Here is a 22,992-nt window from a genome sequence, read left to right as displayed (position 1 = left end):
GCTCTTCAGGCGTCGCCCTTCACCACCCCGACAAACGGCAGTTCGCGAAACGCGTGGGCGACGTCCATGCCATAGCCGACCACGAAATAGTCCGGGCAGTCGAAGCCGACATAATCGGCGTTGAGCGCGGTCTGACGGCGCATGCGCTTGTCGAGCAGCACCGCGATGGCGCAGCTCCTGGCGCCGCGCGCCAGCATCAGATCGCGGGTGTAGGAAAGCGTCTTGCCGGATTCCAGTATGTCGTCGATCAACAGCACGTCGCGGCCGGCGACCTCGTTGTCGATGTCGCGCAGCACCCTGACCTCGCCGCTCGTGGTGCCGGCGCCGTAGCTCGAGATGAAGATGAACTCGACTTCCGGCGACAGGCCGACATCATGCATGGCGCGGATGAGATCGGCCGCGAAGACGAACGAGCCCTTGAGAATCGATATCACCAGCAGGTCATGGTAGTCGCGCCCGGCGATTTCCTTGGCGAGCTCGAGATTGCGGCGCGCGATTGCCGACGCCGAAAACAGCACCTCGATGTCCTTGCCGCGCACAACTGGCATTCTTTCGTCCTTCAGAATCACCTGGGATGCCAGGTGCTAGGTGTATCGAGATTCAGGTCAGGCCGAGCCGAGAACGATGGCTTCCGAGAACCGGAGCGGAGCGTACCTGAAGTGCGTGAGCACCGGAAGCGCAGGAAGCCGTCGTTCGCAGGCCGGCCTCACCTGAATATCGGCATACCTAGCCGGCGAAGATTACTGCGACAGTCCTGACGCCGTTTCTAGGCACATCGAGGCGGCTGGAAAAGCCGAATCTTTCGCCGGGTGCCAGTGCGCGATTGGATGTCCCCAGCCTGTAGCGGATGATATTGCGGTCGTTGTCGGTGACGCGGATTTCGAGCGGCGGCAATGCTTGCGATGTCAAACCGTCATTGGCTGCCTCGCCATCGACGAACAACACCGGTTTCAGGCCCGACGCATCGATGCGCGACGTCACGCCGGAAATGGTGAGTGCGCTCGCCGGCCCAGCGGTCACCCAGAACGGACTGTGCCGGACCAGCGCATGACCGCCCGACACCCAGAAGGAGGAGAGTGCTATGCCGACTCCGGCGATCCAGAACATCGGGCCGCCCCGCGACGGCCGCGACGGCGCGGCATCCGGCTTGCGCAGCATGCCCATGCCTTCGATCGGCGGCGGCGGCGGGATCTGCGGCTGGGGCGGCGACCGCTCCGGATGCGCGGCAAAACGCGGCAGCACCACATAGTCGGCATCGACGATGTCGGCCGCATTGGACATGGCGCGCTCCGGCGCGGCATGTGTTGCCGGGCCGGTCATGATTTCGCCGGAAACGGGGCGCGCGGTTCTATTCTCAGCCATTACGGCACCAGTGCAGTCTTCGTTTCTTTTGCGTAAACGGAATTGGTTAACGCTTCCCCACCGGAATGGCCTTGACGAGTACCGATCGTAGAAAAATTAACCGCCGGTTAACCATGCCGGCCGATGGTCTGTTAATGTAGATCGTGGCGCGTCGCCGCCGAAAGTTTCAGGTCGCCGAACGTGATCCGCTTCGAAAATGTCGGCCTCCGCTATGGCATGGGTCCGGAGATCCTCCGCGACATCTCCCTGCACATTCCGGAGCGCTCCTTTCAGTTCCTGAGCGGCCCCTCGGGCGCCGGCAAGACGACGTTGCTGCGCCTTTTGTTCATGTCGCTGAAGCCGACGCGCGGCCTGATCACCATCTTCGGCAAGGACCGTTCGCGCATCTCGCGCAGCGAATTGCCGCTGCTGCGCCGCCGCATCGGCGTGGTGTTCCAGGATTTCCGCCTGCTCGACCATATGACGACCTACGAGAATGTCGCGCTGCCCTTGCGCGTGCGCGGGCGCGAGGAGGCGAGCTACCGCACCGACGTCACCGAGCTACTGAAATGGGTCGGCCTTGGCGACCGCATGCATGTGCTGCCGCCGGTGCTGTCGGGCGGCGAGAAGCAGCGCGCCGCGATCGCGCGCGCGCTGATCGAGCAGCCGGAGATCCTTTTGGCCGACGAGCCCACCGGCAATGTCGATCCGCCGCTGGCGCGCCGGCTGCTGAGACTCTTCATCGAGCTCAACCGGCTGGGCACCGCAGTCGTCATCGCCACCCACGACCTCGGCCTGATGGAGCAGGTCGATGCGCGTCGTATGATTCTGGCCGGTGGAAGGTTGGACGTCTATGACTGACTTTCCGGCCGATCACCTCCAGGATGAAGCCGAGGCGCCGGTGACGGTCCGGCGCGTCCAGCGCAAGACGGCGCCGATCGTGCCGGCGCAGAACATCGCCGGGCGGGCGCTGGTGCTGGTCATCGCCATCATGACCTTCCTGTCCTGTCTCACCTTCGGCGCGGTGACGCTGGTGCGCGACACCGCCTCGGTCTGGGAGAACCAGATCTCGCGCGAGGCGACGATCCAGATCAAGCCGGCCGACGGCCTCGACATGGAGGCGGCGCTTGCGCAGGCCTCGCAGATCGCCAGCGAGTTCCCCGGTGTGAAGGGCACCAAGATCATCGACCGCGACGCGACGGCGCGCCTTTTGGAACCATGGCTGGGCAGCGGCCTCAACATCGACGAGTTGCCGGTGCCGCGCCTCATTATCGTCACCATCGACGAGGCCAGCCCGCCTGACTTTGCCGCCATGCGCGCCGCCATCACGCCCAAGATCCCGACCGCCGCGCTCGACGACCACCGCACCTGGGTGGACCGCCTCGTCGCCATGGCGCACACCACGGTGACGATCGGCATCGCCGTTCTGGCGCTGATGCTCTCGGCGACGGTGCTGACGGTGGTGTTCGCCACGCGCGGCGCCATGGCCGGTAACGGCCATATCATCGAGGTGCTGCATTTCGTCGGCGCCGAGGCGCGTTTCATCGCGCGCGAATTCCGCTGGCATTTCCTGGTCACCGGCATGAAGGGCGCGGCAGCCGGCGGAGCGCTCGCGATCGTCGTCTTCATCGTCTTTTCCTGGTGGTCGTCGCGCAACATGGCGACGCCCGAGGCCGACCAGGCGACCGCCTTATTCGGCAATTTCGCCATTGGCTCCGCCGGCTATTTCGGCGTCGGCCTGATGGTGCTTGTGATCGGCGCGCTGACCGCGGCCACCTCGCACGCGACCGTCGTCGCCTATCTCAGCGACATCGACGTTCGCCAGCCGGACGCGGGCTGATCCATGAGCTCCAGCCGAAAGCCCGTGGAAGGCGTTGCATACAAACAAGGCAACGATCACGGCTTGGGCAGATGCCGTAACGCAAAGTGCGCCGCCTCACCTATCAAAGGCCGCATTTCGGAGTTAACCATTAGAAGCTTTCAGGATTAACCTGGGGATGATGGAAGCGCGGGAGCAGATCGAGACGGCTGGACGGATGCCGGCAGTGCGTGCGCGCGCCGCCGCCCCCGCCGAGTTTGGTCGTCTGCGGCTCGCCCTGCGCGTCTGCGGTTTCGTCGCTCTCGCCGCGCTGGTGCTTTTTGCCGGCGGCTTCGGCTGGTTCGCCGACAAGGTCAGCCATATGACGACCCCGCTCGATCCGGCCAGGGCGGATGCCATAATCGTGCTCACCGGCGGGCAGTCGCGGCTCGACGCCGCCATGGACCTGCTGGCGTCCGGCAAAGGGGAACGGCTGCTGATCAGCGGCGTCCATCCGTCGGCCACCAAACGCCAGTTGCAGGCGGCGATGGGTGGTGACAAGCGGCTCTTCTCTTGCTGTGTCGACATCGACCGTGCCGCGCTCGACACCATCGGCAACGCCGAAGAAAGCGCCAAATGGGTGGAAAACCACGCCTATGGCAGCATCATCATCGTCACCAACAATTACCACATGCCGCGCAGCCTGCTCGAGATGGGCCGGCTGCTGCATGGCGCGCGCCTTGAGCCCTATCCGGTGGTCAACACCAATCTCGGCAATGGCGGCTGGCTGACCAAGCCGGAAGCGCTGCGCGTGCTGCTGACCGAATACAGCAAATATGTGCTCTCGCTGGCGCGCGGCTTCCTGCCGCTTCGCACGACGCCCGAGGGCATGACGCTTGCCCAAGCATCGACCGCGGTGAAGAACTAGACCTTAGCCTCCAAATTATCTCGCAAGCGGGCAATCTCCTGCTCCAGGCCGGCGATGCGCCGATCGCGCTCGGCGAGCGCCGCCGCGACATCCGCCGCCTCGAAACGCTGCGGTATGTGCTGCGGACAATTGGCATCCCACGCCGTGACCGTGAACAGGATCGCCTGCTCCGGCTTTGCCTTGTAGTCCGCCGGCATCAGCTTCGCCGTCAGCTCCGGGTCGTTTTCGACGACCCGCGCCCTGCCCCAGACCTTGATGCGCTGCCTGAGCATATAGTCGATCAGGAACAGGAAGGCCTGGTCGTTGTCCTGCAGGTTGCCCTGGGTGATGAACTGGCGGTTGCCGGAGAAATCCGCGAAGCCGATCGTGTGCTCGTCCAGCACCTTGAGGAAGCCGGCCGGCCCGCCACGATGCTGGATGTAAGGCTGGCCTTCGGCATTGGCCGTCGCAAGGAACACGCTGGACTGCGCTTCGATGAAGGCGGCAAGGTCCGGCGTGATCGTGGCCCGCCAGCCGCCGCGCTGCTCGACGCGCGCATAGGAATCGCGCGATCCCTTGCGCGACTGGATCGCCTTGACGGTCGGTGTGAAGGCGACGTCGCTGGTGAATTCGTTCATGCCGGCGCTCCTCGGACAGGATGGCATGTCATTACCCTCTTCCGAAAATCGGATGTAGAGAGCATATTTGCAATTCACCCTTCCAGATTTCGGAAGAATAATGGATCGCCTCGACGCCATGTCCCTGTTCGTCGCTACGGTGGAGGCCGGCAGCCTTTCCGCCGCTGCCAGGCGTGCCGGCGTGCCGTTGGCGACGGTGAGCCGCAAGCTCTCCGACCTGGAGAAGCATTTGAAGACGCGTCTGCTCAACCGCTCGACGCGGCGCCTGGTGCTGACGGATGCCGGCCAATCCTACCTCGCCGCCTGCCGCCGCATTCTCGATGAGGTGAATGAGGCCGAGCGTACCGCTGCGGGCGAATATTCGAGCCCGACAGGCGAGCTGGTCATCACGGCACCGGTCGTCTTCGGCCGCCTGCATGTGCTGCCCGTGATCACCGACTTTCTCGCCATCTATCCGCAGGTGGACGTCCGCCTGACCTTGTCGGACCGGATCACCCAACTGGTCGAGGAGCATATCGATTTGGCCCTGCGCATCGGCGAGCTGCCGGATTCGGCCATGGTCGCGATCCGCGTCGGCTCGATCCGCCGCATCGTCTGCGCAAGCCCGGCTTACCTTGCCTCGCAGGGCACGCCGGAGAAACCATCTGAGCTTGCGGGTCACAGCTGCGTCACCTTCGAGGGCCTTGCCTCTCCCGCGACATGGAGTTTCGGAGCGGGCAAGACGGAAACCACGATCCCGGTCCGCTCGCGCCTGCAAGTCAACACCGCCGAAGCGGCGATCGATGCCGCCATCGCCGGGCTTGGCCTGACGAAAGTGCTCTCCTACCAGGCGGACGCCGGCGTGCGCGCCGGCACGCTGCGGGTGGTGCTGGAGCCATTCGAGTCGCCGCCCTGGCCGGTAAGCCTCGTCCATGCCGGCCAGGGCCGGCTGCCGGTGAAATTGCGCGCCTTCCTCGATTTTGCAGCGCCGCGCCTCAAGGAGCGGCTGGCGCGGTCATTGTAAGCAATTCCAGGAAAAGTGCATCGCGGTTTTCCGTCCGGAATTGCGGCAAACCAAGAGTGGCCGGCATTTCGACCGTGGCGGCGTTTCCTTTTTGCCGCCGCTTGGTGTAACCAACGCACACTTCCTCACGGGCCCCTTGCATGCTCATCATCCGCTCGCTGGCGTTCAACCTCGTCTTCTATCTCAGCCTGATCGTCCAGATGATCTTCTGGACCCCTTTCTATTTCCTGGCGCCGCGCCACCGTGCCTGGTTCGTGCCGAAATTCTGGTCGCGGACCTCAATGTGGCTCTATGACAAGATCGCCGCGACGAAGAGCGAGATCACCGGTGTCGAGAACCTGCCCGAAGGGTCCTTCATCCTGGCGCCGAAGCACCAGTCCTTCTGGGATGCGATCGCCTTCTTCCCCTATCTCGACGACGCGCTCTACATCCTGAAACGCGAGCTGACCTGGATCCCTTTCTTCGGCTGGTACATCATGAAGATGCGCATGATCCCGGTCGACCGCGGCAGCCGTTCGAAAGCGCTGAAAGCGGTCGTCGTCGCGACCAGACAGGAGATGGACCGCAACCCGCGCCAACTGATCATCTATCCCGAAGGCACGCGCCGCGCGCCGGGCGCCGAGCCGTCCTACAAATACGGCATCGTCGAGATCTACACGCAGCTGGGCGTGCCCGTGGTGCCGGTCGCCCATGTCGCCGGCCTCTATTGGCCGCGCCGCAAGTTCCTGCGCTATCCGGGCACCATCAAGGCCCGCTTCCTGCCGCCGATTCCACCAGGGCTCGGCAAGGAGGAATTCATGCAGCGGCTGATCGGCGAGACGGAAGCCGCCTGCGACCAGATGCTTGTCGAGGCCGCGCAGGCGCCGAACCCGCCGCCCATGCCGCCGACGGCGGTCAAGCGCCTAGCGGAACTCGGCGTAACGGCCAGGACCTGATCCGCTACCGCAGCACCGCCAGCAAGGTCGTCAGCACCAGCGTCGCGGCAAACACCAGGTTGATGACCCGCGACGCCAGCGGATGGCGCAGGAACCGTGCGAAGGCCGTTCCTGCGAGCAGCCACACGACGTGGATGGCGACAATCATCGCGGCAAGCACCAGCAGCCTGGTGAAAATGCCGAGCGGATCGGGCTGAGACGCCGCGCCGGCGTACACGGCGCCAATCGCCACATAGGCCTTCGGGTTGGCGGCGGCGAGCGCGAAGCCGCCGAGAAAATCGGGTTTTGTCGCCGTGCTGCCGCGCTCGGCCAATGGCGGCGCCGTCGCTATCTTGAAGGCGAGATAGAGGATGTAGGCGGCCGAAAGGATCGCCAGCACCGGCGCCACTCCCGGTACCGAGGTCAACATGCCGAAAATCCCGGCCGCCACAGCCAGAAGCACGGCGATCGTGCCGAGCACGACGCCCGCGGTGTAACTCAGGGAAGGACTCAGACCGAAAGCCGCGCCGACGGCGGTGACGCTGATCGTCGCCGGTCCCGGACTGCCCATGACGACCGTCGCGGCCAAGACAAGCGCCAGCACTTGCTGCCAGGATTGTGGATCGCCCAGAACACCACCAGCCATGCCGAACCTCCTCCTGCCGCGATGCGCAGGATTTAGGAGGGACCGTCATGGCCGTCTTGGATGATCGTGCGAGTATCGACTGCGCCAAGGCGTGTTGAGATTACGAGCTGGCCCGGTCGAGCGCCGCGACATCGTCGGCCGAAAGCTTGAGCGATGCGGCGCGGATCAGGCTGTCCATCTGGGCCGGCGTCGTGGCGCTGGCGATCGGCGCGGTGATGCCTGGACGCGCGATGATCCAGGCCAGCGCCACTTCCGCCTGCTTGGCCGAATGGCGTTCGGCCACTGCATCGAGCGCGGACAGGATGCGCATGCCGCGCTCGTTGAGGTAGCCGGCCACGCCCTCGCCGCGCGCGCTTTGCCCGAGATCGGGCTTGCTGCGGTATTTCCCGCTCAAAAATCCCTTGGCCAGGCTGAAATAGGTGATGACGCCGATATCCTCAGCCTTGCAGAGATCGAGCAGCGGTCCGTCGAGCGATGAGCGATCGTACAAATTGTATTCAGGCTGCAGGACCTCGTAACGCGGCAGGCTGCGCAGGCCGGCCACGTCGAGCGCCGCGCGCAACTGGCCGGCATCGAGATTGGAGCAGCCCGGATAGCGGATCTTGCCTTTTTCGAGCAGGCGCTGATAGGCGCCGAGCGTTTCCTCGTAAGGCGTGGCCGGGTCCGGCCAGTGCGACAGATAGAGGTCGATGACATCGACCTGCAGCCGTTTGAGCGATGCCTCGACCGCCTTTTCGATATAAGCGGCGGAGAGGTCGCGCTTGCCCTGGCCCATATCCGAGCCGACCTTGGTGATGATGACCACCTTGTCGCGGTTGCCGCGGCTCTTCATCCAATTGCCGATGATGGTTTCCGACTCGCCGCCCTTGTTGCCGGGAACCCAGCGCGAATAGGCATCGGCCGTATCGATGGCGTTCAGGCAGGCTCCGGCGAACCGGTCAAGTAGATCGAAGGAGGTCTTCTCGTCGGCGGTCCAGCCGAAGACGTTGCCGCCCAGGACCAGCGGCGCGATTAAAAGGTCGGTGCGACCGAGACGGCGTTTCTGCAAGACTGATCTCCGTGATGCTGGAACGGGCCTGACGCCCAGGGATGGGATGCCGCTAAGCTAGGTCGTGGCCGGCCGAGGTCAAAGGCATGGTTTGCTTTTTGATCGGACCAGCACTTCACGAAGACGAGACCTGACGGCCCACCTCTTCCAGCCAGTGATCGCGGATGCCGAGCGCCTCGAGATGCTCGAGCGTGCTCAGCACATAATCCTCATTCCGGCCCGACTGGCCGACGGCGCCGCGAACGATCCTTGCCGCGTGATCGGCATCGAGCGCGCCAGCATATTGTTCATGCCGCCGGTCGACGATGTAGGCGACCGCCTCGACCGAAACGCCCTCTCCTTTCCCGTCCCTGCCCAGTCGGACATCGAGCATGCGTTCGAGATAGACGCTGGTCACCAGCTCTCGCTCGCGCAGGTAGGAAAGCACCTCGTCGCGCAGATTGCCGGGGACGCGGTAGGCGAGGCCGATGCAGGAGCCGCCCCGGTCGAGGCCGAGCACCAGACCCGGCCGTGCGCGCGTGCCGCGATGCACGAAGGAATAGACGCAAAGCGAGCGGCGGTAGCCGTAAAGCCGGGCGCGGCGCGTCTCGACATGGGCGAATCCGGGCCGCCAGATCAGCGAGCCATAGCCAAAAACCCAAAAATCGCCCATATCGCCAAGCCTGATCGCATTCGAGTGAACGACACCGCACCGGAGAGTGCTTCTTCTGTCCCCCGCTTGTTTGCGTGAAGCAAACGCCTGCACGCCGGGGTTAACGAGAGCCGCAGCATGACGTCAAGTGACGAGCGATCGCCCAAACCCCGCCGCCGGCTGCTTTGGCTCGCGGCGTTCATCGCCGTGCTATTCGCCTTCTACAGCGGCGGCTGGTTCTATCTCGCCGAAAGGCTCAAGACCGAAGCCGACCAGGCGGTGGCGCGGCTGGGCAGCAAGGGGATCGCCGCCGGCTGCGCCAACCTCACCGTCAGCGGTTTTCCGATGAGCTTCACGGTCTCCTGCGACAACATCGCCTATGAGGACGACGCCCGGAAAGTCGCTGCGTCTACCGGGAGCTTCAACGCCGTCGCCGCGATCACCGGCCCCTTGTCGCCGGTCGCCGATCTGCGCGGGCCGCTGCGCACGATCGCGCCCGGCATGCCGCCGCTCTGGATCGACTGGGACCAGTTGCAGGCCAAGGTCAAAGTGTGGTGGCCGCTGCCGCGCAGTGTCTCGCTGCAGGCTGAGGGCCTGAACGGTCAGACCGACCCCCAGGACGACACGGATCCGATGCAGCTGTTTAGCGCCGGCAAGGCGGCCGGGCAATTGCAGCCGGCCGGCCAGGACATCAACTATGTCGGCAGCTTCGGCGATCTGGAGATCAATGCGGACGCTATCGAGGGACGCGTGCTGCCGGCGCTGGACGGCACCGGCGACGTGACGCTGAAGAACGGCGTGGCGTTGATCTCGGCCCCGCCGAAAAGCCTGCGCGGCCAGTCGATCGACATTACCAAACTCGACCTGTCGTCGGGAACCGCGCGCATCACCGTATCCGGACCGGTCTCCGTCGATGCGGAAGGGCTGGTCGACGGGGACCTGATGATCAAGCTCAAGGACCCGAAAGCGGTGGCGGCCATCCTCGCCGGGGCCGTTCCCGAGCATAAAAGCGAAATCGAGCAGGGTTTTGCCGCCCTGGCCATGCTCGGGAAGGAACCGTCGATGCCGCTGAAGATCGTCAAGGGTAAGGCTTCGCTCGGCTTCATTCCGCTCGGCAAGATCAAGCCGCTCGAGTAACACGACGATGGCGAAGCCGGTCAGACTGCTCAGCGTCGGAGCCTTCACCCTCGACACCATTCTCCGAGTCGAGACGCTGCCCGCGCACCAGGGCAAGTTCATCGCCAGCGACGGCGTCCAGATCGCTTCCGGCATGGCGACGAGCGCCGCCTGCGCCGCGCATCGCCTCGGCGCCGAGGTCTCGCTATGGGCAAGCGCGGGGGACGATCCGGTCGGCGACCAGCTGATCGCCGACATCAAGGCCGAAGGCATCGACTGCAGCCTTATCCGCCGGGTTCCCGGCGCGCGTTCGGCGCTGGCCGCGATCGTGGTCGATGCGTATGGCGAGCGCATCATCGTCCCCTTCTACGACAAGAAGGCGCAGGCCGATCCTGAAACGCTGCCGCTCGCCGACCTCTCCGGCTTCGACGCCGTTCTGGTCGATGTCCGCTGGCCGGGCGCCGCGGCGCTCGCTCTGAGCGCTGCCCGATCGATCGGCCGTCCGGCGATCCTGGATGCCGATACAGCACCCGTCGAGGTGCTGGAGCAGCTTCTGCCGTCGGCCTCGCATATCGTCGCGTCCGAGCCTGCGGCGCGCATCGTCTGCGGCCATGCGCTCGACCCGGAAAGCGCTTGCGCCGACCTCGCCTCGCGCACCGATGCCTTTGTCGCGGTGACCGGCGGCGCCGCTGGAACCTGGTGGCACGACCGGGCGACCGGACGCGTACGCCATGTCGAGGCACCGAAGGTCAAGGCGGTGGATACGCTCGCCGCCGGCGACGTTTTCCACGGCGCCTTTGCCGTCGGCCTCGCCGAGGCCATGCCGATGGAAGAGGCCCTGCGCTTCGCCAGCGCCGCAGCCGCGCTCAAATGCCTGCGCTTCGGCGGCAGGCTGGGCGCGCCGGACAGAGCCGAGACGCTCGCCATGATGGCGGCGCACTGGCCGCCAGTCCGAAGAGGCAAAGGGAGCTGAGATCAGGTCAGGCCGAGTCGAGAATGGTGGCTTCCGAGAACCGGAGCGGAGCGTACTTTAATACGTGAGCACCGGAAGCGCAGGAAGCCGGCATTCGCAGGCCGGCCTCACCTGAATATCAGTTCCCTTTGGGATGCTCGACCGCCTGCCGGCCAAAATCCGGCACATCGATATCCTGGCCGGCCTCGATGATCGAGCGGCGGATGGCGCGCGTGCGGGTGAAGAGATCGAACAGCTTCTCGCCGTCGCCCCAGCGGATCGCCCGCTGCAGCGAGGCCAGATCTTCCGAGAACCGCGCCAGCATCTCCAGGATCGCGTCCTTGTTGTGCAGGCACACGTCCCGCCACATCGTCGGATCGGAGGCAGCAAGGCGGGTGAAATCGCGGAAACCGGAGGCGGAATATTTGATGACCTCGCTCTTGGTCACCGCTTCCAGATCGTCCGCCGTGCCGACGATGTTGTAGGCGATGATATGCGGCAGGTGCGACACGATCGCCAAGGTCATGTCGTGATGCTGCGGGTCCATCGTATCGATGTTGGAGCCGCAGCGCCGCCAGAATTCCGAGAGCGTCTCGAGCGCGGCGGGATCGGTGCCCGGCAGCGGCGTGAAGATGCACCAGCGGTTCTCGAAGAGATCGGCAAAGCCCGCATCGGGTCCGGACTTTTCGGTGCCGGCCAGCGGATGACCGGGAATGAAGTGCACGCCTTCCGGCACGTGCGGCTCGATCTGCGCGATGACGGAAGCCTTGGTCGAGCCGACATCGGTGAGGATGGCGCCCTTCTTCAGCGCCGGCGCGATCTCGGCCGCGACCTCGCCGGACGAGCCGACCGGGACCGAGACGATGATGAGATCGGCATCGCCCACCGCTTCTTTTGCCTCCGTCGTGTAGGAATCGCCAAGGCCCAACTCCTCGGCGCGCTTCAGCGTCGATGCGCTGCGCGTCGCGATGGCGATATGACGCGCCAGGCCTTCACGGCGGATGACGCGGGCGAGCGACGAGCCGATCAGGCCGATGCCGACCAGCGCTATTTTCTCGAACATCGGTGATGCCATGGTGTCTAGCTTTTCAGGAAGGTCTTCAGCGCGTCAATGACGCCGCGGTTGGCTTCCTCGGTGCCGACGCTCATGCGCAGCGCGTTGGGAAAGCCGTAGCCGGTGACGCGGCGCAGGATATAGCCGCGCGCGCTCAGGTAATCGTCCGCGGCCGCCGCCGAATGTTCCTTGTCGTCGGGAAAATGGATCAGCACGAAATTGCCGACGCTGGGCGTGACGCGCAGGCCGAGCCCGGTCAGCTCCGCGCTGAGCCATGTCAGCCATTTCTCGTTATGCGTCACGCTGCGCTCAATATGGGCGCGGTCGCGGATGGAGGCGATGCCAGCCTCGATCGCGGTGGCGTTGACGTTGAAGGGGCCGCGAATACGGTTGATGGCATCGACGATATGCGCCGGCCCGTACATCCAGCCCACGCGCGCCCCGCCGAGGCCGAGCTTGGAGAAGGTGCGTGTCATCACCACGTTCTCGGCGCTGCCGGCAAGCTCGATGCCGGCTTCATAGTCGTTGCGCCGCACATATTCGGCGTAAGCCGCATCAAGCACCAGAAGCACGTTCTTCGGCAGGCCGGCATGCAGCCGCCGCACCTCGCTGAACGGCAGGTAGGTGCCGGTCGGATTGTTCGGATTGGCAAGGAACACGATACGCGTCTTGGGCGTAACCGCGGCGAGGATCGCGTCGACATCGGCGCGCTCGTCGGTTTCCTTCACCGCCACCGGCTTGGCGCCCGTCGCCTGGATGTAGATCTTGTAGACCATGAAGGCGTGTTCGGTGAACACGGCCTCGTCGCCCGGCGCGAGATAGGTCTGCGCCAGAAGCCCCAGGATCTCGTCCGAGCCGTTGGAGCAGATGATGTTCGCAGGGTTCAGCCCATGCACCTCGCCGATCGCCTCGCGCAGCCGCCGCGCGGTGCCGTCGGGATAGACGTCGAGCTTCGCCGCCACCTCGCGCGCGGCCTCGATCGCCTTCGGCGAAGGCCCCAGGGGATTTTCGTTCGACGACAGCTTGTAGACTTTCGTCACGCCGGCCGGCGCGCTGCTTTTTCCCGGCACATAGGCCTCGATGTCCATGATGCCCACGCGGGGCGTCGGACGGGGCTGATCCTGCTTCATGTCACAAATCCGTCGAGAAGGCCTCAAGGCCGCAGCGGAAATACAGGCCACGGGCTGCAATGTCGAGTGCTGGCGCTGCGGCAGCCCCTGTCGGCATAGAGGCTACCCCCGTTGACGAACAGCGGCTCCGGTCCTAGAAGGTCAGCCAGACTTCCGTGGTGATTTGGCCGGTCGGCTTGCAGCCACGTTAAACAACTCGCTAAAGGGCCGTTTGCAACCTGTAACCGGCTTTGCGACGGCAAGCCGGTTTTTTGTTGTCCGCCGCCGGCCGGACACTGCGTCGTGTCGAGACCGATGCGGGACAGGATCGAGGACGGACATGGCCGCTCAGCGCGCTGCAAGAACCAACGACGAGGCCGACCATCCGTCGAGCCCGGTGCTGCAGTTCGGCCCCGACAAGCCGCTGAAGCTCGACGCCGGCACGCTGCTCTCGCCTTTCCAGATCGCCTACCAGACCTACGGCAGCTTGAACGACGCGCGCTCCAACGCCATTCTCGTCTGCCATGCCCTGACTGGCGACCAGCACGTCGCCAACACCAATCCGGTGACCGGCAAGCCGGGCTGGTGGGAAGTGCTGATCGGTCCCGGCAGGATCATCGACACCAACCGCTTCTTCGTCATCTGCGCAAACGTCATCGGCGGCTGCCTCGGCTCGACCGGCCCGGCCTCGACCAATCCAGCGACCGGCAAGCCTTACGGCCTGGACCTGCCGATCATCACCATACGCGACATGGTGCGCGCGCAGGCGATGCTGGTCGATCATTTCGGCATCGAAAAGCTATTTTGCGTGCTCGGCGGCTCGATGGGCGGCATGCAGGTGCTGGAATGGGCGGCGAGCTATCCGGAGCGGGTCTTCTCGGCGCTGCCGATCGCCACCGGCGCCCGCCATTCCTCGCAGAACATCGCCTTCCACGAGGTCGGCCGGCAGGCGGTCATGGCCGATCCGGACTGGCATGGCGGCAAATATCTCGAGTTCGGCAAGCGCCCGGAAAAGGGGCTCGCCGTCGCGCGCATGGCCGCCCACATCACCTATCTTTCGGAAGCGGCGCTCCACCGCAAGTTCGGCCGCAACCTGCAGGACCGCGAGGCGCTCACCTTCGGCTTCGACGCCGATTTCCAGATCGAGAGCTATCTGCGCCACCAGGGCATGACCTTCGTCGACCGCTTCGATGCCAATTCCTATCTCTATCTGACCCGCGCGATGGACTATTTCGATCTTGCCGCCGATCACGGCGGGCGCCTCGCCGATGCCTTCGCCGGGACCAGGACGCGCTTCTGCCTGATTTCCTTCACCAGCGACTGGCTGTTCCCGACCGAGGAGAGCCGCTCGATCGTGCATGCCTTGAACGCGGCGGGCGCTTCCGTCTCCTTCGTCGAGATCGAGACGGATCGCGGCCACGACGCTTTCCTGCTCGACGAGCCGGAGCTGTTCGCGGCCATCAACGGCTTCATCGGTTCGGCAGCACGCGCAAGGGGGCTCAGCCTATGAGCGTCAACCGCGCCCAGCGTGTCGACCTCGAAGTCGTCACCGATCTCATTCCGGCCAAGTCGCGCGTGCTCGACGTCGGCTCGGGCGACGGCGTCCTCCTGGAACTGCTGCAGGAGACCAAGCAGGTCGATGGCCGCGGGCTGGAACTGTCGCAGCGTGGCGTCAACGAATGCGTGGCGCGCGGCCTCTCCGTGATCCAGGGCGACGCCGACACGGATCTGAAATTCTATGCCGACAAGGGCTTCGATTTCGTCGTGCTGTCGCAGACGCTGCAGGCGACGCGCAACCCGAAGGTGGTGCTCGATGAGCTGCTTCGGATCGGTAACCGCGCCATCGTCTCCTTTCCCAATTTCGGTCACTGGCGCGTGCGCTTTTCGCTGCTGACCAAAGGCAGGATGCCGGTCACCAAGGACCTGCCCTATTCCTGGTATGACACGCCCAATATCCACTTCTGCACCATACGCGACTTCGTCAACCTGTGCGAAGAGCTTGGCGCGACCGTCGAGAAGGCGACCGCGCTCGACGCCAACGGCCAGAAGATCGGCCTGTCGATGCCGTGGTGGTTCTGGAACTTCTTCGGCCAGCAAGCGGTGTTTCTGCTCAGGCGCTGACGCCGCCGCGCGATCGGTTCCATGAACGCATGATTCTCACCGCCGGCTCTTGCCGGCGGACGGCCTCCGCGGACCGGAAGGCCGATTGTGTTGCCATCAAACCGCAACGTTGCGGAAAAGCCCCCCGTTTCGCATTTCTCGGCCGGCTCGGCGTGACACACAGGTGGCTTTTTTGTAGCGTCGACCGCAAATCACAGGTGGGAAACATAGCCATCAAACCCATCCGACACGCGCCAGATCCGACCGGTGGCAGCCCGATGTCGAACCAGGACGTTCCGCTGATCTCAGTGATCACGCCGACCCATAACCGGCGCAGTCAGGTCGTACGTGCGGTGAAAAGCGTTCTGGTGCAGACACTTACCCGCTTCGAGCACATCGTGGTCGACGACGGTTCGACCGACGGGACGGCCGCCGCGCTGGCCGAGATCCGTGACCCGAGGCTGATCTATGTCGGCGCCAAATGGCGCGGCGCCAATGCCGCCCGCAACGCGGGCATCGAGCGCGCGCGGGCGCCCGTGGTGACCTTCCTCGATTCGGACGACGTCTATCTGCCGGACCGGCTGGAGCGGACGCTGGCGCGCTTCGACCAGAATCCCTCGCTCGAGGTCCTGATCAGCTCGTTCCTGTCGCTGAAGGGCAGCCGCAGCACCAAATGCATCAACCGCGAGGCCTTTCTTGATAAAAGCGCGCTGCAGCGCGCCCTGGTCTCGCAGACTATTTTCATCGCCGGCTCGGCAATCACCGCCAGGCACGTATCGCTGCTGGCGATCGGCGGCTATGACAGCGACATCACGCGCATGCAGGATCTCGACCTTCTGCTGCGCTTTGCCCGCCGCGGCGGCGCCCAGCTGTCCGAAGACATCGACTGGAAGAAGTACAATTCGGAGAACTCGATCTCCCGCCGGCGCGACGGCTATGTCGCGGCCTATGCCAACCTGATCGACAAGCATCCCTATATCGCCGACCGCTATCCCGATGTCCCGCCCTTTATGATCGCTCGCCAGATCATCGCCGACACATTGAAGGGCCGGCTGCAGCAGGCCTTTTCCGGCTACCTAGCCAACCGCTCGTCAAACGCGCTCGGCTATTCGCTGCCGCAACTGCTGCGCGGCTATGTCATCGGCCGCCGCTGGCGGCGCGACTGTTACGACGAGTTCCGCGCCAAATACGGCCCCCGCGCGGTCTGATGCGGCCGCAAGACCGCTATCGGTCGAGTTCCGGAAAATACGGATCGGAGAACCGCTGCCGCAGGCGCTCGCCCAGCAGGCAATCGACGGGCGCTGCATCCTGGACGCGAATGGATCTGGCGTCGGCGAGGCCGCTCACCTCCTGGATCAGCTTGCGGCGGATGGCGGTCGAGAATTCGGACGCCGCGTAGATCGGCAGCACGAAGGAACCGTCTCCTCCGGTCACGCAATCGGCATAGTATCGGTCGAGGCGGCTGACGCTCGGCGACGGCCTGATGAGTATGGGCAGGCCGTTGATAACGATACCCTCGGCAACGGCGGCATCGCGGATCGCGGCGACAGGCCGTCCGGTATTGTTGGGGCCGTCGCCCGATATATCGATGACCCTGCGCGGCGCCGAAAAGGCGCTTTTCTCCAGGAGCCCGGTGCCGAAGCCCAGCGCGCCCGAGATCGAGGTGCCGCGAAAGCTCCGGAACGGCCGGGAGGCGATCTTGTCGGCGAAGGCGTTGGCGCTGCCCTCGCCGTCAATGACCTGCCAGGCGATGACGCCGTCGTCGCGAACCACCCCTGCCCATTCGAAATAGGCAAGCGCGATGCGCCCGTTCGTTCCCGAACGAACCGCGTTGATGAAATCGCGATGACGCAGCGCCTCGACATAACCGGCGCGCTGCAGCGCGAACTCCTCCTCATCCATCGACTGCGAAATGTCGACGGCAAGCACCAGCTCCACATCGACCGGCGTGCCGCCGCCAGGCGCGGGCAACGAAGCCGCCTCGGCGCAGGCGAAACAGGCAAGCAGGCTGAGCATCTCGAGCATGGCTGCAGGCGTTCTGTCGACGCCGGCGATTCTTCCCGGCGATCGCGGCAAAATAAAGCTATTTCTTGCGGCGCGCCGCCTGGGGCGGCGGCTCGATCGCTCCGGCGCGGACGCGCGCCGGCTTGAGCGCCGGGCCGCAGACGTCCTTGACGATGGTGAAGGCCCTCGGGAAGAACTGGTTGTTGTGCAGGCCGCGCCCGATATTGAGGATTGCTGCATCCGGGAGCCTGGCCTGCAGCATCGCCAGCACGCGCCGCAGCGTCGCGCCGTCCAACGTGTCCAGCGCCTCGTCGATGATGACCCATTTCGGCTTCCGCAGCGCCAGCCGGGCAAACGCCAGCAGGCGCTGCTCGTCGTCCGCCAGCTCACGCTCCCAGCGCGCCGAGCGGTCGAGCTGGGACGACAGGCGCTCCAGCCCGACCTCGCCGAGCACGGCCTTGATCTCGGCGTCGTCGATCTTGACGCCCTCGGCGTGGTTCAGCACATCGCGCAGCGAACCGAGCGGGAAATAGGGCGTGCGCGGTACGAAGAACGGCTTCTCCCCGTCGGGCATGCCGATGCGGCCCCCTCCCCAGGGCCACAGGCCGGCAAGGGCGCGGAAGAACAGCGTCTTGCCGGCGCGCGGATCGCCAGTGATCATGACATGCTCGCCCGGATGGACTTCGACGCTCGTCTCGGCAAGCCGGGTGCAGCCGTCGGGCGAGGCGACTTCGAGCTCGTCGAATGTCAGCTTGCCGTCCGGATTCTCGCCGACCTCGATTCGCTTTTCCTTGTCGTGCAGGATGTCCGTTTCGCCAAGCGCGATGCGGAAGTCGGCGACGCGCATCAGCGTTGCCCGCCAGTCGGCGATGGCGCCGATATTGTTGATGAACCAGCGCAGCGAGGAATTCACCTGGTTGAAAGCGCCCACCGCCATCATCAAGCCGCCGAAGCTGATGTCGCCCGCGAAATAGACGGGCGCGGCCACCAGGATCGGGGCTACCACGGTGATCCAGCCATAGGCATCGGTGACCCAGGAAAGGTTGATCTGGGCGCTGTAGATACGCCGCATAGCGCCAAGCACGGTGCCGAGGTCGAGCTCCAGCTGGCGCCTGGCATCGGCCTCGCCATGGGCCAGAGCGATCGCATCGACATTCTCGTTGACCCGGACCATCGAGGAGCGCAGCTCCGCCTCGCGGGTGTAGCGGTCGCTGTTGAAGCGTATCAGCGGCCGGCCCACCAGCCAGCTCAGCCAGGACGCGATGCCGGCATAAAGGACCGCAGCCCAGACCATGTAGCCCGGTATGGTGATCGAATGGCCGCCGATATGGAAGACGAAGCCGGAAGAGAGCTGCCAGAGCACGCCGACGAAGGACGCCAGCAGGATGAAGGACTGCAATAGGCCGACGCCAAGGTCGGTCGACAGATCCGACAGATGGGCGGCATCCTGCTGCATGCGCTGATCGGGATTGACGCCGATGGCGCCGGCATGGGCGAGCCGGAAGGCCCGGGCCGGCGCCATCCATTCATCGATGAGGTCGAGCGTCAGCGCCTCGCGCAGCTTCAGCCGGATCATCTGGTTGAGCCACGTCTGGCCGATATTGAGCACCAGCAGGCTGCCGGCGATTTCCACAAAGATCATCAGTTGGTGCAGGAAGCCCCCGAGGTCGCGCCGCGCCAGCGCATCGTAGAAAGGCTGGTTCCATCGGTTGAGCAGAACCTGCCCGATCGAGGTCGCGATGATGACGGCGACGATGCCGACACTGACCCAGGCAAGCGGCCGGCGCACCGGCGAGGTCTTCAGCGCCATGCGTATCGTGGCCAGCTGGTCGGAAAGGCTGCTGGTCTCGATCGAGAACGCAGCCTGCTCGGCGCCTGGCTTGTAGTCCATTTGGTCAGCCATAAAGGACATCCCTGATTTCGGGCGCGATCAACGGAGCCGCGCCGCGAAGCTTTCCCTCAGATAGGGTGGCGATGGGGGTAAAGGACAAGGCGCGACACCGATCACGAACGCGTCACCCGTCGGGCGGCGACGTCCGCCGCCTTGCGTCCGAGCCGCGTCGCGCCCTGTGGCGAGAAGACTGGCACGAAGACGCGGCGCGAGGCGCGCTGGGCGACCGGCACGCCCTGGTAGAGCCGCTTCTGCGCCTCGACGACGATGACGCCCGAAAAGATCGGCCAGAACCGGCGGCCGGCCCGCTCCAGCACATTGTGGAACCGCATCATGAAACGCCGCGGCGACGGCGGGAAGAACAGCGCATCGCTCCAGGTCGCCGGGGTGAAGTTCGCCTCGCGCAGCAACTCGGTCAGCTGGCCGCGCGAGAACGGCCGGCCGTTGCCGAAGGGCGTGTGCTCGAAGCGCGCCCAGACGCCGCGCCGGTTGGGCACGACGATGACGACTCTGCCCGCCGGCGACAGCACGCGCCAGATTTCGTTCAGCGTCTCGCGCGGGTTTTCGGCGTGCTCGAGCGAATGCACCAGGAGCACGCGATCGATGCAGGAATCGACCAGCGGCAGTTCCTCGTCGAAGACCAGCGCCGTCGCCGTCGGTCCTGACGCCGGCCATACCACAGCGCCCTGCGTTGCCGGCATGAAAGCGAAGACACGCTCGGCATCGGTGCCGAAGCGTTCCAGCCATGGCAGCGCGTAGCCGAGGCCGACCAGCCGCTCGTTGGGGACAGTTGCCCAGATGGACGACAGCGCCATGGTGATCGAGCGCTCGGCGAGACGCCCGAGCGTGGACGAGTAGAAGGAACGCAGGTCGACGATGTCCGAATGCATGCGCGGGACGGTAGCCGTGAAGCCTGCCAAGTTCAACAAAGGCGCAAGTTCGATAAACGCGCCAAGTTCGATAAACCCGGATGACATCGGCGGCCGGTCGCCCTATGTCTGCGGCGATAATGGAGAAAGATGCCGATGGCCGTAGAGATCGAGCAGTTCATGTGCCGCACGGACAATTTTGGCGTGCTGGTCCACGATCCCAAAAGCGGCGAGACGGCGATCATCGACGCGCCGGAAGAAGTGCCGATCCTTGCGGCGATCAAGCGCACCGGCTGGACGCCGACATTGATCCTCACCACGCACCATCATGCCGATCACGTCGAGGCCAATCTGGCGCTCAAGGAGCGCTTCAAGCTGCGCATTATTGGCCCGGAAGCCGAGAAGGCAAAGATTCCCGGCATCGACGAGACGGTCAGCCAGGGCTCGGTCGTGCGCCTTGGCGAGGAACGGATCGAGGTCATCGAGACGCCCGGCCATACCGCCGGCCATGTCTCCTACCACCTGCCGGCCTCGAAAGTGGCCTTCACCGCCGACACTTTGTTCGCGCTGGGTTGCGGCCGCCTGTTCGAATGCAAGCCGCCGGTGATGTATGAATCGTTGAAGAAGCTGGCGGCGCTGCCTGCGGAAACCGCCATCTATTGCGGCCACGAATACACACTTGCCAATGCCCGCTTCGCGGTGACGGTCGACCCGGGCAATCCGCTGCTGAGGCAGCGCGCGGCAAGGATCGAGGCGCTGCGCGCCGACAACAAGCCGACGCTGCCGACGACCATCGGCGAGGAACTGTCGACCAACCCGTTCCTGCGCTGGCACGACCCGGCGATCCGCAAGCATCTCGGCATGGAGAAAGCCGGCGACGCCGAGGTGTTTGCCGAGATCCGCAAGCGCAAAGATAATTTCTAACTCCACCGCATAAAGCGACATGCGTCGAACCAAAGACCGCCAATGACCAGCGCCGCCGAGATCATCGCAACGCTAGGCCTTGAGCCGCATCCCGAGGGCGGCTGGTTTGCCGAGACGTTTCGCGACGCCGCAGGCGGCCCACGCGGTCATTCCACCGCGATCTACTTCCTCCTCGAGCAAGGCCAGCTTTCAGCATGGCATCGGGTGAAGGACGCGGCCGAGGTCTGGCATTTTTATGCCGGCGCGCCGCTGGAGCTGTCGATGCATGAGGAGGGCGCAGGCGTGGTCATCGAGCAGGTGCTTGGCACGGCCCTTGCCGCGGGCGAGCGGCCGCAGGTCGTCGTACCGGCCGGCTGGTGGCAGTCGGCGCGCAGCTTAGGTGAATGGACGCTGGTCGGCTGCACCGTGGCGCCGGGCTTCGATTTCGCCGCTTTCGAGCTGGCTGAGCCCGGCTGGCGGCCGGTCTAGGCCAGCAGAAACCCCAGCGTGATCGCCAGCTGGGCGGCGTAATAAAGCACCCAGACCGCGTAGCGCATCCACAGGCGCTGCGGCGAGATCGCCGCGAGCAGGAAGCGCTCGGTCGCCAGCAACCCGTCCGAAGCGATGAACAGCACCGCGCCGGCGATGACCCATGCGCTGCCGGTGGTGAGCGCCGAAATGCCCATGGCGAGGATCGCCGCGACATAGACGGCGATCGGGATGCGCAGTTGCGGGCCGACGCGGCGCCAGAGCGCTGCAAGCATGACGATGCTGAATGCGGCCATGGCGAGCGCGATCGCGCCCCGCCAGGATTCGGCGCTCAACAGTCGGAGCCCGCCACCCGCCTGCGAGAACAGCGCGACATAGGCGACATGGCCGGCGAGGAAGCTCGCCAGCCCGCCGAGGAAGGCCTTTTCGCCGTCGCGCGACAGGAAGGCGTCGCCGATGGCGCTCAAGCCCAGCGCTGCGACGAGCAGCAGCGGACCGCCCTGCATGACGGCAAGCACGGCCAGCAAGGCGACTGCAAGCGTCTTTGCCGCCGTGCGCGTCCATTTCGCCGGCATGTCGAGCGCAAAGGCGTAGATCACGGCCGCGACGAACGAGAACAGAAGCGTCGCGTTGGCGTTGGCCTCGATGCCGCCGGGAAACGGCATCATGCGTTCACCTCCTTGACCGCCGGCTTGCGCATCAGCAGAGACTTCGCGGCCAGCGCAGCACCCCCGGTGATGAGCAGGCAGGCCGCGAGGATGCGCAGCGACGGCTCGGCGACGCCGGCGGCGATCAGCACCAGCGTCGACAACAGCGGCGCGGCATAGCTCGCGGCGCCCAGGACCTGTATGTTGCCGCGCTTGACGCCGATGTCCCAGGCATAGAAGGCCGCGCCAACCGGCATCAGGCCGAGCCCGATGACGGCCAGCCACTGTCCGGGGCCGTCGGGCAGCACGGTCTCCTCAAGCAGAAAATGGCAGACCAGCGACAGCACCGACGTCGCCAAACAGAACCAGGTGACGATGGAGGTCGGCACCGATGGGAAGCGCCGCGACAGAAGCGAATAGGACGACCACAGCAGCGCGCAGACGGCGGCCATCGCGTAGCCGAAGGCATAGCGCGCATCGAAGGCCAGCCCGCCGCCCTTGGTGACGATCAGGAAGGTACCGGCAAGGCCGAGCAGCGCGCCGACGACATGGTTCCAGGCCAGCCGCTCGCCCGGCATCAGCGCGGAACCCAGCACGATCAGCAGCGGCCACAGATAGGCGATCAGGCTCGCCTCGACCGCCGGCGCGTTGCGCAGCGCCGTGAAGTAGAAGAAATGGTAGCCGAACAGGCCAGCTATGCCGATCACCCAGACCTGTGGCGGGATCTTCTCACTGCGGTCGGGCGCCGGCATCACTAGCCGGGCCGCCAGCCCGACGCAGGTGCCGATGGCGAAGGTGATGGCCGACAGCAGGAATGGCGGCACCTGCCCCGAGGCGTCGGTGAGCAGCGCCAACAGCGCCCACATGGCGACCGCCGAAAACCCGATCAATGTTGCGCGCCCCATATCTCCCCCGCCGGCGCGCGGCGGCGC

The 22,992-nt window shown here is 65.2% G+C and carries 25 protein-coding genes and 1 riboswitch; of the genes, 12 read left to right on the top strand and 13 right to left on the bottom strand.

Features of this window, described 5'->3' with window-relative positions; genetic code table 11:
- Positions 1-5: 5 nt before the first annotated feature.
- Together hpt and EJ072_RS20455 are read right to left on the bottom strand one after the other, a co-directional pair.
- On the bottom strand, positions 6-548 hold the full coding sequence (gene hpt, locus EJ072_RS20460; RefSeq protein WP_126081026.1) for a hypoxanthine phosphoribosyltransferase: 543 nt from the start codon (positions 546-548) through the stop codon (positions 6-8).
- 178 nt (positions 549-726) lie between these two features.
- Positions 727-1,362, bottom strand: coding sequence for a hypothetical protein (locus EJ072_RS20455; RefSeq protein WP_126081025.1), 636 nt, complete (start codon positions 1,360-1,362; stop codon positions 727-729).
- A 180-nt stretch (positions 1,363-1,542) separates the two neighbouring features.
- Between EJ072_RS20455 and ftsE the strand changes: the two genes are divergently transcribed.
- The 3 genes from ftsE (at position 1,543) to EJ072_RS20440 (ending at position 4,067) form a co-directional block, all read left to right on the top strand.
- On the top strand, positions 1,543-2,202 hold the full coding sequence (ftsE, locus tag EJ072_RS20450) for a cell division ATP-binding protein FtsE (RefSeq protein ID WP_040998894.1): 660 nt from the start codon (positions 1,543-1,545) through the stop codon (positions 2,200-2,202).
- On the top strand, positions 2,195-3,181 hold the full coding sequence (locus EJ072_RS20445; RefSeq protein ID WP_126081024.1) for an ABC transporter permease: 987 nt from the start codon (positions 2,195-2,197) through the stop codon (positions 3,179-3,181). The genes ftsE and EJ072_RS20445 overlap by 8 nt, the downstream gene beginning before the upstream one ends.
- A 157-nt stretch (positions 3,182-3,338) precedes the next feature.
- A complete protein-coding gene (locus tag EJ072_RS20440; protein WP_126081023.1) occupies positions 3,339-4,067 on the top strand; it encodes a YdcF family protein in 729 nt (242 codons plus the stop codon).
- On the opposite strand, the gene EJ072_RS20435 is transcribed toward EJ072_RS20440, so the two are convergent.
- On the bottom strand, positions 4,064-4,684 hold the full coding sequence (locus EJ072_RS20435) for a pyridoxamine 5'-phosphate oxidase family protein (RefSeq protein ID WP_126081022.1): 621 nt from the start codon (positions 4,682-4,684) through the stop codon (positions 4,064-4,066). The two genes, EJ072_RS20440 and EJ072_RS20435, sit on opposite strands and share 4 nt — an antisense overlap.
- A gap of 100 nt (positions 4,685-4,784) precedes the next feature.
- Here EJ072_RS20435 and EJ072_RS20430 point away from each other — a divergent pair, with 100 nt between their 5' ends.
- Together EJ072_RS20430 and EJ072_RS20425 are read left to right on the top strand one after the other, a co-directional pair.
- Positions 4,785-5,687: a LysR family transcriptional regulator gene (locus EJ072_RS20430; protein ID WP_126081021.1), complete on the top strand. Its 903-nt coding sequence runs from the start codon at positions 4,785-4,787 to the stop codon at positions 5,685-5,687.
- Between the two features lie 140 nt (positions 5,688-5,827).
- Entirely contained in the window at positions 5,828-6,622 is a 795-nt protein-coding gene (locus EJ072_RS20425; RefSeq protein ID WP_126081020.1) for a 1-acyl-sn-glycerol-3-phosphate acyltransferase, read from the top strand.
- Positions 6,623-6,626: 4 nt separating this feature from the next.
- Here the strand turns inward: EJ072_RS20425 and EJ072_RS20420 are convergent, their stop codons facing one another.
- The 3 genes from EJ072_RS20420 to EJ072_RS20410 all read right to left on the bottom strand — a co-directional run bounded on the left by EJ072_RS20420 (position 6,627) and on the right by EJ072_RS20410 (position 8,947).
- Entirely contained in the window at positions 6,627-7,247 is a 621-nt protein-coding gene (locus EJ072_RS20420) for a LysE family translocator (protein ID WP_126081019.1), read from the bottom strand.
- A 100-nt stretch (positions 7,248-7,347) separates the two neighbouring features.
- A complete protein-coding gene (locus tag EJ072_RS20415; protein WP_126081018.1) occupies positions 7,348-8,295 on the bottom strand; it encodes an aldo/keto reductase in 948 nt (315 codons plus the stop codon).
- Positions 8,296-8,410: 115 nt separating this feature from the next.
- Complete coding sequence (locus tag EJ072_RS20410; protein WP_126081017.1) at positions 8,411-8,947, bottom strand: gamma-glutamylcyclotransferase; 537 nt, start codon at positions 8,945-8,947, stop codon at positions 8,411-8,413.
- Between the two features lie 117 nt (positions 8,948-9,064).
- On the opposite strand from EJ072_RS20410, the gene EJ072_RS20405 reads away from it, so the two are divergent.
- Positions 9,065-10,063: a DUF2125 domain-containing protein gene (locus EJ072_RS20405; protein WP_126081016.1), complete on the top strand. Its 999-nt coding sequence runs from the start codon at positions 9,065-9,067 to the stop codon at positions 10,061-10,063.
- A gap of 7 nt (positions 10,064-10,070) precedes the next feature.
- A complete protein-coding gene (locus EJ072_RS20400) occupies positions 10,071-11,015 on the top strand; it encodes a sugar kinase (protein ID WP_126081015.1) in 945 nt (314 codons plus the stop codon).
- A 118-nt stretch (positions 11,016-11,133) separates the two neighbouring features.
- Here the strand turns inward: EJ072_RS20400 and EJ072_RS20395 are convergent, their stop codons facing one another.
- A complete protein-coding gene (locus tag EJ072_RS20395) occupies positions 11,134-12,069 on the bottom strand; it encodes a prephenate/arogenate dehydrogenase family protein (RefSeq protein WP_189343059.1) in 936 nt (311 codons plus the stop codon).
- Between the two features lie 5 nt (positions 12,070-12,074).
- A complete protein-coding gene (hisC, locus tag EJ072_RS20390; protein ID WP_126081013.1) occupies positions 12,075-13,178 on the bottom strand; it encodes a histidinol-phosphate transaminase in 1,104 nt (367 codons plus the stop codon).
- Positions 13,179-13,323: 145 nt separating this feature from the next.
- A riboswitch (SAM riboswitch) is annotated at positions 13,324-13,401 on the top strand.
- A 96-nt stretch (positions 13,402-13,497) separates the two neighbouring features.
- Between hisC and EJ072_RS20385 the strand changes: the two genes are divergently transcribed.
- From EJ072_RS20385 to EJ072_RS20375, 3 genes are all read left to right on the top strand, one after another.
- Complete coding sequence (locus EJ072_RS20385; protein ID WP_126081012.1) at positions 13,498-14,667, top strand: homoserine O-acetyltransferase; 1,170 nt, start codon at positions 13,498-13,500, stop codon at positions 14,665-14,667.
- Entirely contained in the window at positions 14,664-15,278 is a 615-nt protein-coding gene (gene metW / locus EJ072_RS20380; protein ID WP_126081011.1) for a methionine biosynthesis protein MetW, read from the top strand. The genes EJ072_RS20385 and metW overlap by 4 nt, the downstream gene beginning before the upstream one ends.
- Positions 15,279-15,535: 257 nt before the next feature.
- Positions 15,536-16,465 carry a glycosyltransferase family A protein gene (locus EJ072_RS20375; RefSeq protein ID WP_126081010.1) on the top strand — a complete coding sequence of 310 codons (930 nt, stop codon included), beginning with the start codon at positions 15,536-15,538 and terminating at the stop codon, positions 16,463-16,465.
- 16 nt (positions 16,466-16,481) lie between these two features.
- Here EJ072_RS20375 and EJ072_RS20370 read toward each other — a convergent pair whose 3' ends face one another.
- The 3 genes from EJ072_RS20370 to EJ072_RS20360 all read right to left on the bottom strand — a co-directional run bounded on the left by EJ072_RS20370 (position 16,482) and on the right by EJ072_RS20360 (position 20,042).
- On the bottom strand, positions 16,482-17,282 hold the full coding sequence (locus EJ072_RS20370) for a DUF1194 domain-containing protein (RefSeq protein ID WP_126081009.1): 801 nt from the start codon (positions 17,280-17,282) through the stop codon (positions 16,482-16,484).
- Between the two features lie 58 nt (positions 17,283-17,340).
- Positions 17,341-19,164 (bottom strand): ABC transporter ATP-binding protein/permease, encoded by a 1,824-nt coding sequence (locus tag EJ072_RS20365; RefSeq protein ID WP_126081008.1) that lies wholly within the window; start codon positions 19,162-19,164, stop codon positions 17,341-17,343.
- Between the two features lie 101 nt (positions 19,165-19,265).
- Entirely contained in the window at positions 19,266-20,042 is a 777-nt protein-coding gene (locus EJ072_RS20360) for a methyltransferase domain-containing protein (protein ID WP_126081007.1), read from the bottom strand.
- A gap of 135 nt (positions 20,043-20,177) precedes the next feature.
- On the opposite strand from EJ072_RS20360, the gene gloB reads away from it, so the two are divergent.
- Positions 20,178-20,945: a hydroxyacylglutathione hydrolase gene (gloB, locus tag EJ072_RS20355; RefSeq protein ID WP_126081006.1), complete on the top strand. Its 768-nt coding sequence runs from the start codon at positions 20,178-20,180 to the stop codon at positions 20,943-20,945.
- A 42-nt stretch (positions 20,946-20,987) separates the two neighbouring features.
- A complete protein-coding gene (locus tag EJ072_RS20350) occupies positions 20,988-21,413 on the top strand; it encodes a cupin domain-containing protein (protein ID WP_126081005.1) in 426 nt (141 codons plus the stop codon).
- Here the strand turns inward: EJ072_RS20350 and EJ072_RS20345 are convergent.
- Together EJ072_RS20345 and EJ072_RS20340 are read right to left on the bottom strand one after the other, a co-directional pair.
- Complete coding sequence (locus EJ072_RS20345; protein WP_126081004.1) at positions 21,410-22,081, bottom strand: lysoplasmalogenase family protein; 672 nt, start codon at positions 22,079-22,081, stop codon at positions 21,410-21,412. The genes EJ072_RS20350 and EJ072_RS20345 overlap by 4 nt on opposite strands.
- A complete protein-coding gene (locus EJ072_RS20340; RefSeq protein ID WP_126081003.1) occupies positions 22,078-22,965 on the bottom strand; it encodes an EamA family transporter in 888 nt (295 codons plus the stop codon). Before EJ072_RS20340 ends, EJ072_RS20345 begins: the two co-directional genes overlap by 4 nt.
- Positions 22,966-22,992: the final 27 nt, after the last annotated feature.

It is taken from the genome of Mesorhizobium sp. M2A.F.Ca.ET.046.03.2.1 (genome assembly GCF_003952425.1).
Lineage (GTDB): Bacteria > Pseudomonadota > Alphaproteobacteria > Rhizobiales > Rhizobiaceae > Mesorhizobium.
Note: the sequence above shows the minus strand (reverse complement) of the source record. Positions and strands in the feature narration are given on the sequence as shown.

Bases quoted from the DNA above. Each gene is read 5' to 3' on its own strand.
- hpt (WP_126081026.1), bottom strand. From the start codon at position 548: ATGCCAGTTGTGCGCGGCAAGGACATCGAGGTGCTGTTTTCGGCGTCG.
- EJ072_RS20455 (WP_126081025.1), bottom strand. From the start codon at position 1,362: ATGGCTGAGAATAGAACCGCGCGCCCCGTTTCCGGCGAAATCATGACC.
- EJ072_RS20445 (WP_126081024.1), top strand. From the start codon at position 2,195: ATGACTGACTTTCCGGCCGATCACCTCCAGGATGAAGCCGAGGCGCCG.
- EJ072_RS20440 (WP_126081023.1), top strand. From the start codon at position 3,339: ATGATGGAAGCGCGGGAGCAGATCGAGACGGCTGGACGGATGCCGGCA.
- EJ072_RS20435 (WP_126081022.1), bottom strand. From the start codon at position 4,684: ATGAACGAATTCACCAGCGACGTCGCCTTCACACCGACCGTCAAGGCG.
- EJ072_RS20430 (WP_126081021.1), top strand. From the start codon at position 4,785: ATGGATCGCCTCGACGCCATGTCCCTGTTCGTCGCTACGGTGGAGGCC.
- EJ072_RS20425 (WP_126081020.1), top strand. From the start codon at position 5,828: ATGCTCATCATCCGCTCGCTGGCGTTCAACCTCGTCTTCTATCTCAGC.
- EJ072_RS20420 (WP_126081019.1), bottom strand. From the start codon at position 7,247: ATGGCTGGTGGTGTTCTGGGCGATCCACAATCCTGGCAGCAAGTGCTG.
- EJ072_RS20410 (WP_126081017.1), bottom strand. From the start codon at position 8,947: ATGGGCGATTTTTGGGTTTTTGGCTATGGCTCGCTGATCTGGCGGCCC.
- EJ072_RS20405 (WP_126081016.1), top strand. From the start codon at position 9,065: ATGACGTCAAGTGACGAGCGATCGCCCAAACCCCGCCGCCGGCTGCTT.
- EJ072_RS20400 (WP_126081015.1), top strand. From the start codon at position 10,071: ATGGCGAAGCCGGTCAGACTGCTCAGCGTCGGAGCCTTCACCCTCGAC.
- EJ072_RS20395 (WP_189343059.1), bottom strand. From the start codon at position 12,069: ATGGCATCACCGATGTTCGAGAAAATAGCGCTGGTCGGCATCGGCCTG.
- hisC (WP_126081013.1), bottom strand. From the start codon at position 13,178: ATGAAGCAGGATCAGCCCCGTCCGACGCCCCGCGTGGGCATCATGGAC.
- EJ072_RS20385 (WP_126081012.1), top strand. From the start codon at position 13,498: ATGGCCGCTCAGCGCGCTGCAAGAACCAACGACGAGGCCGACCATCCG.
- metW (WP_126081011.1), top strand. From the start codon at position 14,664: ATGAGCGTCAACCGCGCCCAGCGTGTCGACCTCGAAGTCGTCACCGAT.
- EJ072_RS20375 (WP_126081010.1), top strand. From the start codon at position 15,536: ATGTCGAACCAGGACGTTCCGCTGATCTCAGTGATCACGCCGACCCAT.
- EJ072_RS20370 (WP_126081009.1), bottom strand. From the start codon at position 17,282: ATGCTCGAGATGCTCAGCCTGCTTGCCTGTTTCGCCTGCGCCGAGGCG.
- EJ072_RS20365 (WP_126081008.1), bottom strand. From the start codon at position 19,164: ATGGCTGACCAAATGGACTACAAGCCAGGCGCCGAGCAGGCTGCGTTC.
- EJ072_RS20360 (WP_126081007.1), bottom strand. From the start codon at position 20,042: ATGCATTCGGACATCGTCGACCTGCGTTCCTTCTACTCGTCCACGCTC.
- gloB (WP_126081006.1), top strand. From the start codon at position 20,178: ATGGCCGTAGAGATCGAGCAGTTCATGTGCCGCACGGACAATTTTGGC.
- EJ072_RS20350 (WP_126081005.1), top strand. From the start codon at position 20,988: ATGACCAGCGCCGCCGAGATCATCGCAACGCTAGGCCTTGAGCCGCAT.
- EJ072_RS20345 (WP_126081004.1), bottom strand. From the start codon at position 22,081: ATGATGCCGTTTCCCGGCGGCATCGAGGCCAACGCCAACGCGACGCTT.
- EJ072_RS20340 (WP_126081003.1), bottom strand. From the start codon at position 22,965: ATGGGGCGCGCAACATTGATCGGGTTTTCGGCGGTCGCCATGTGGGCG.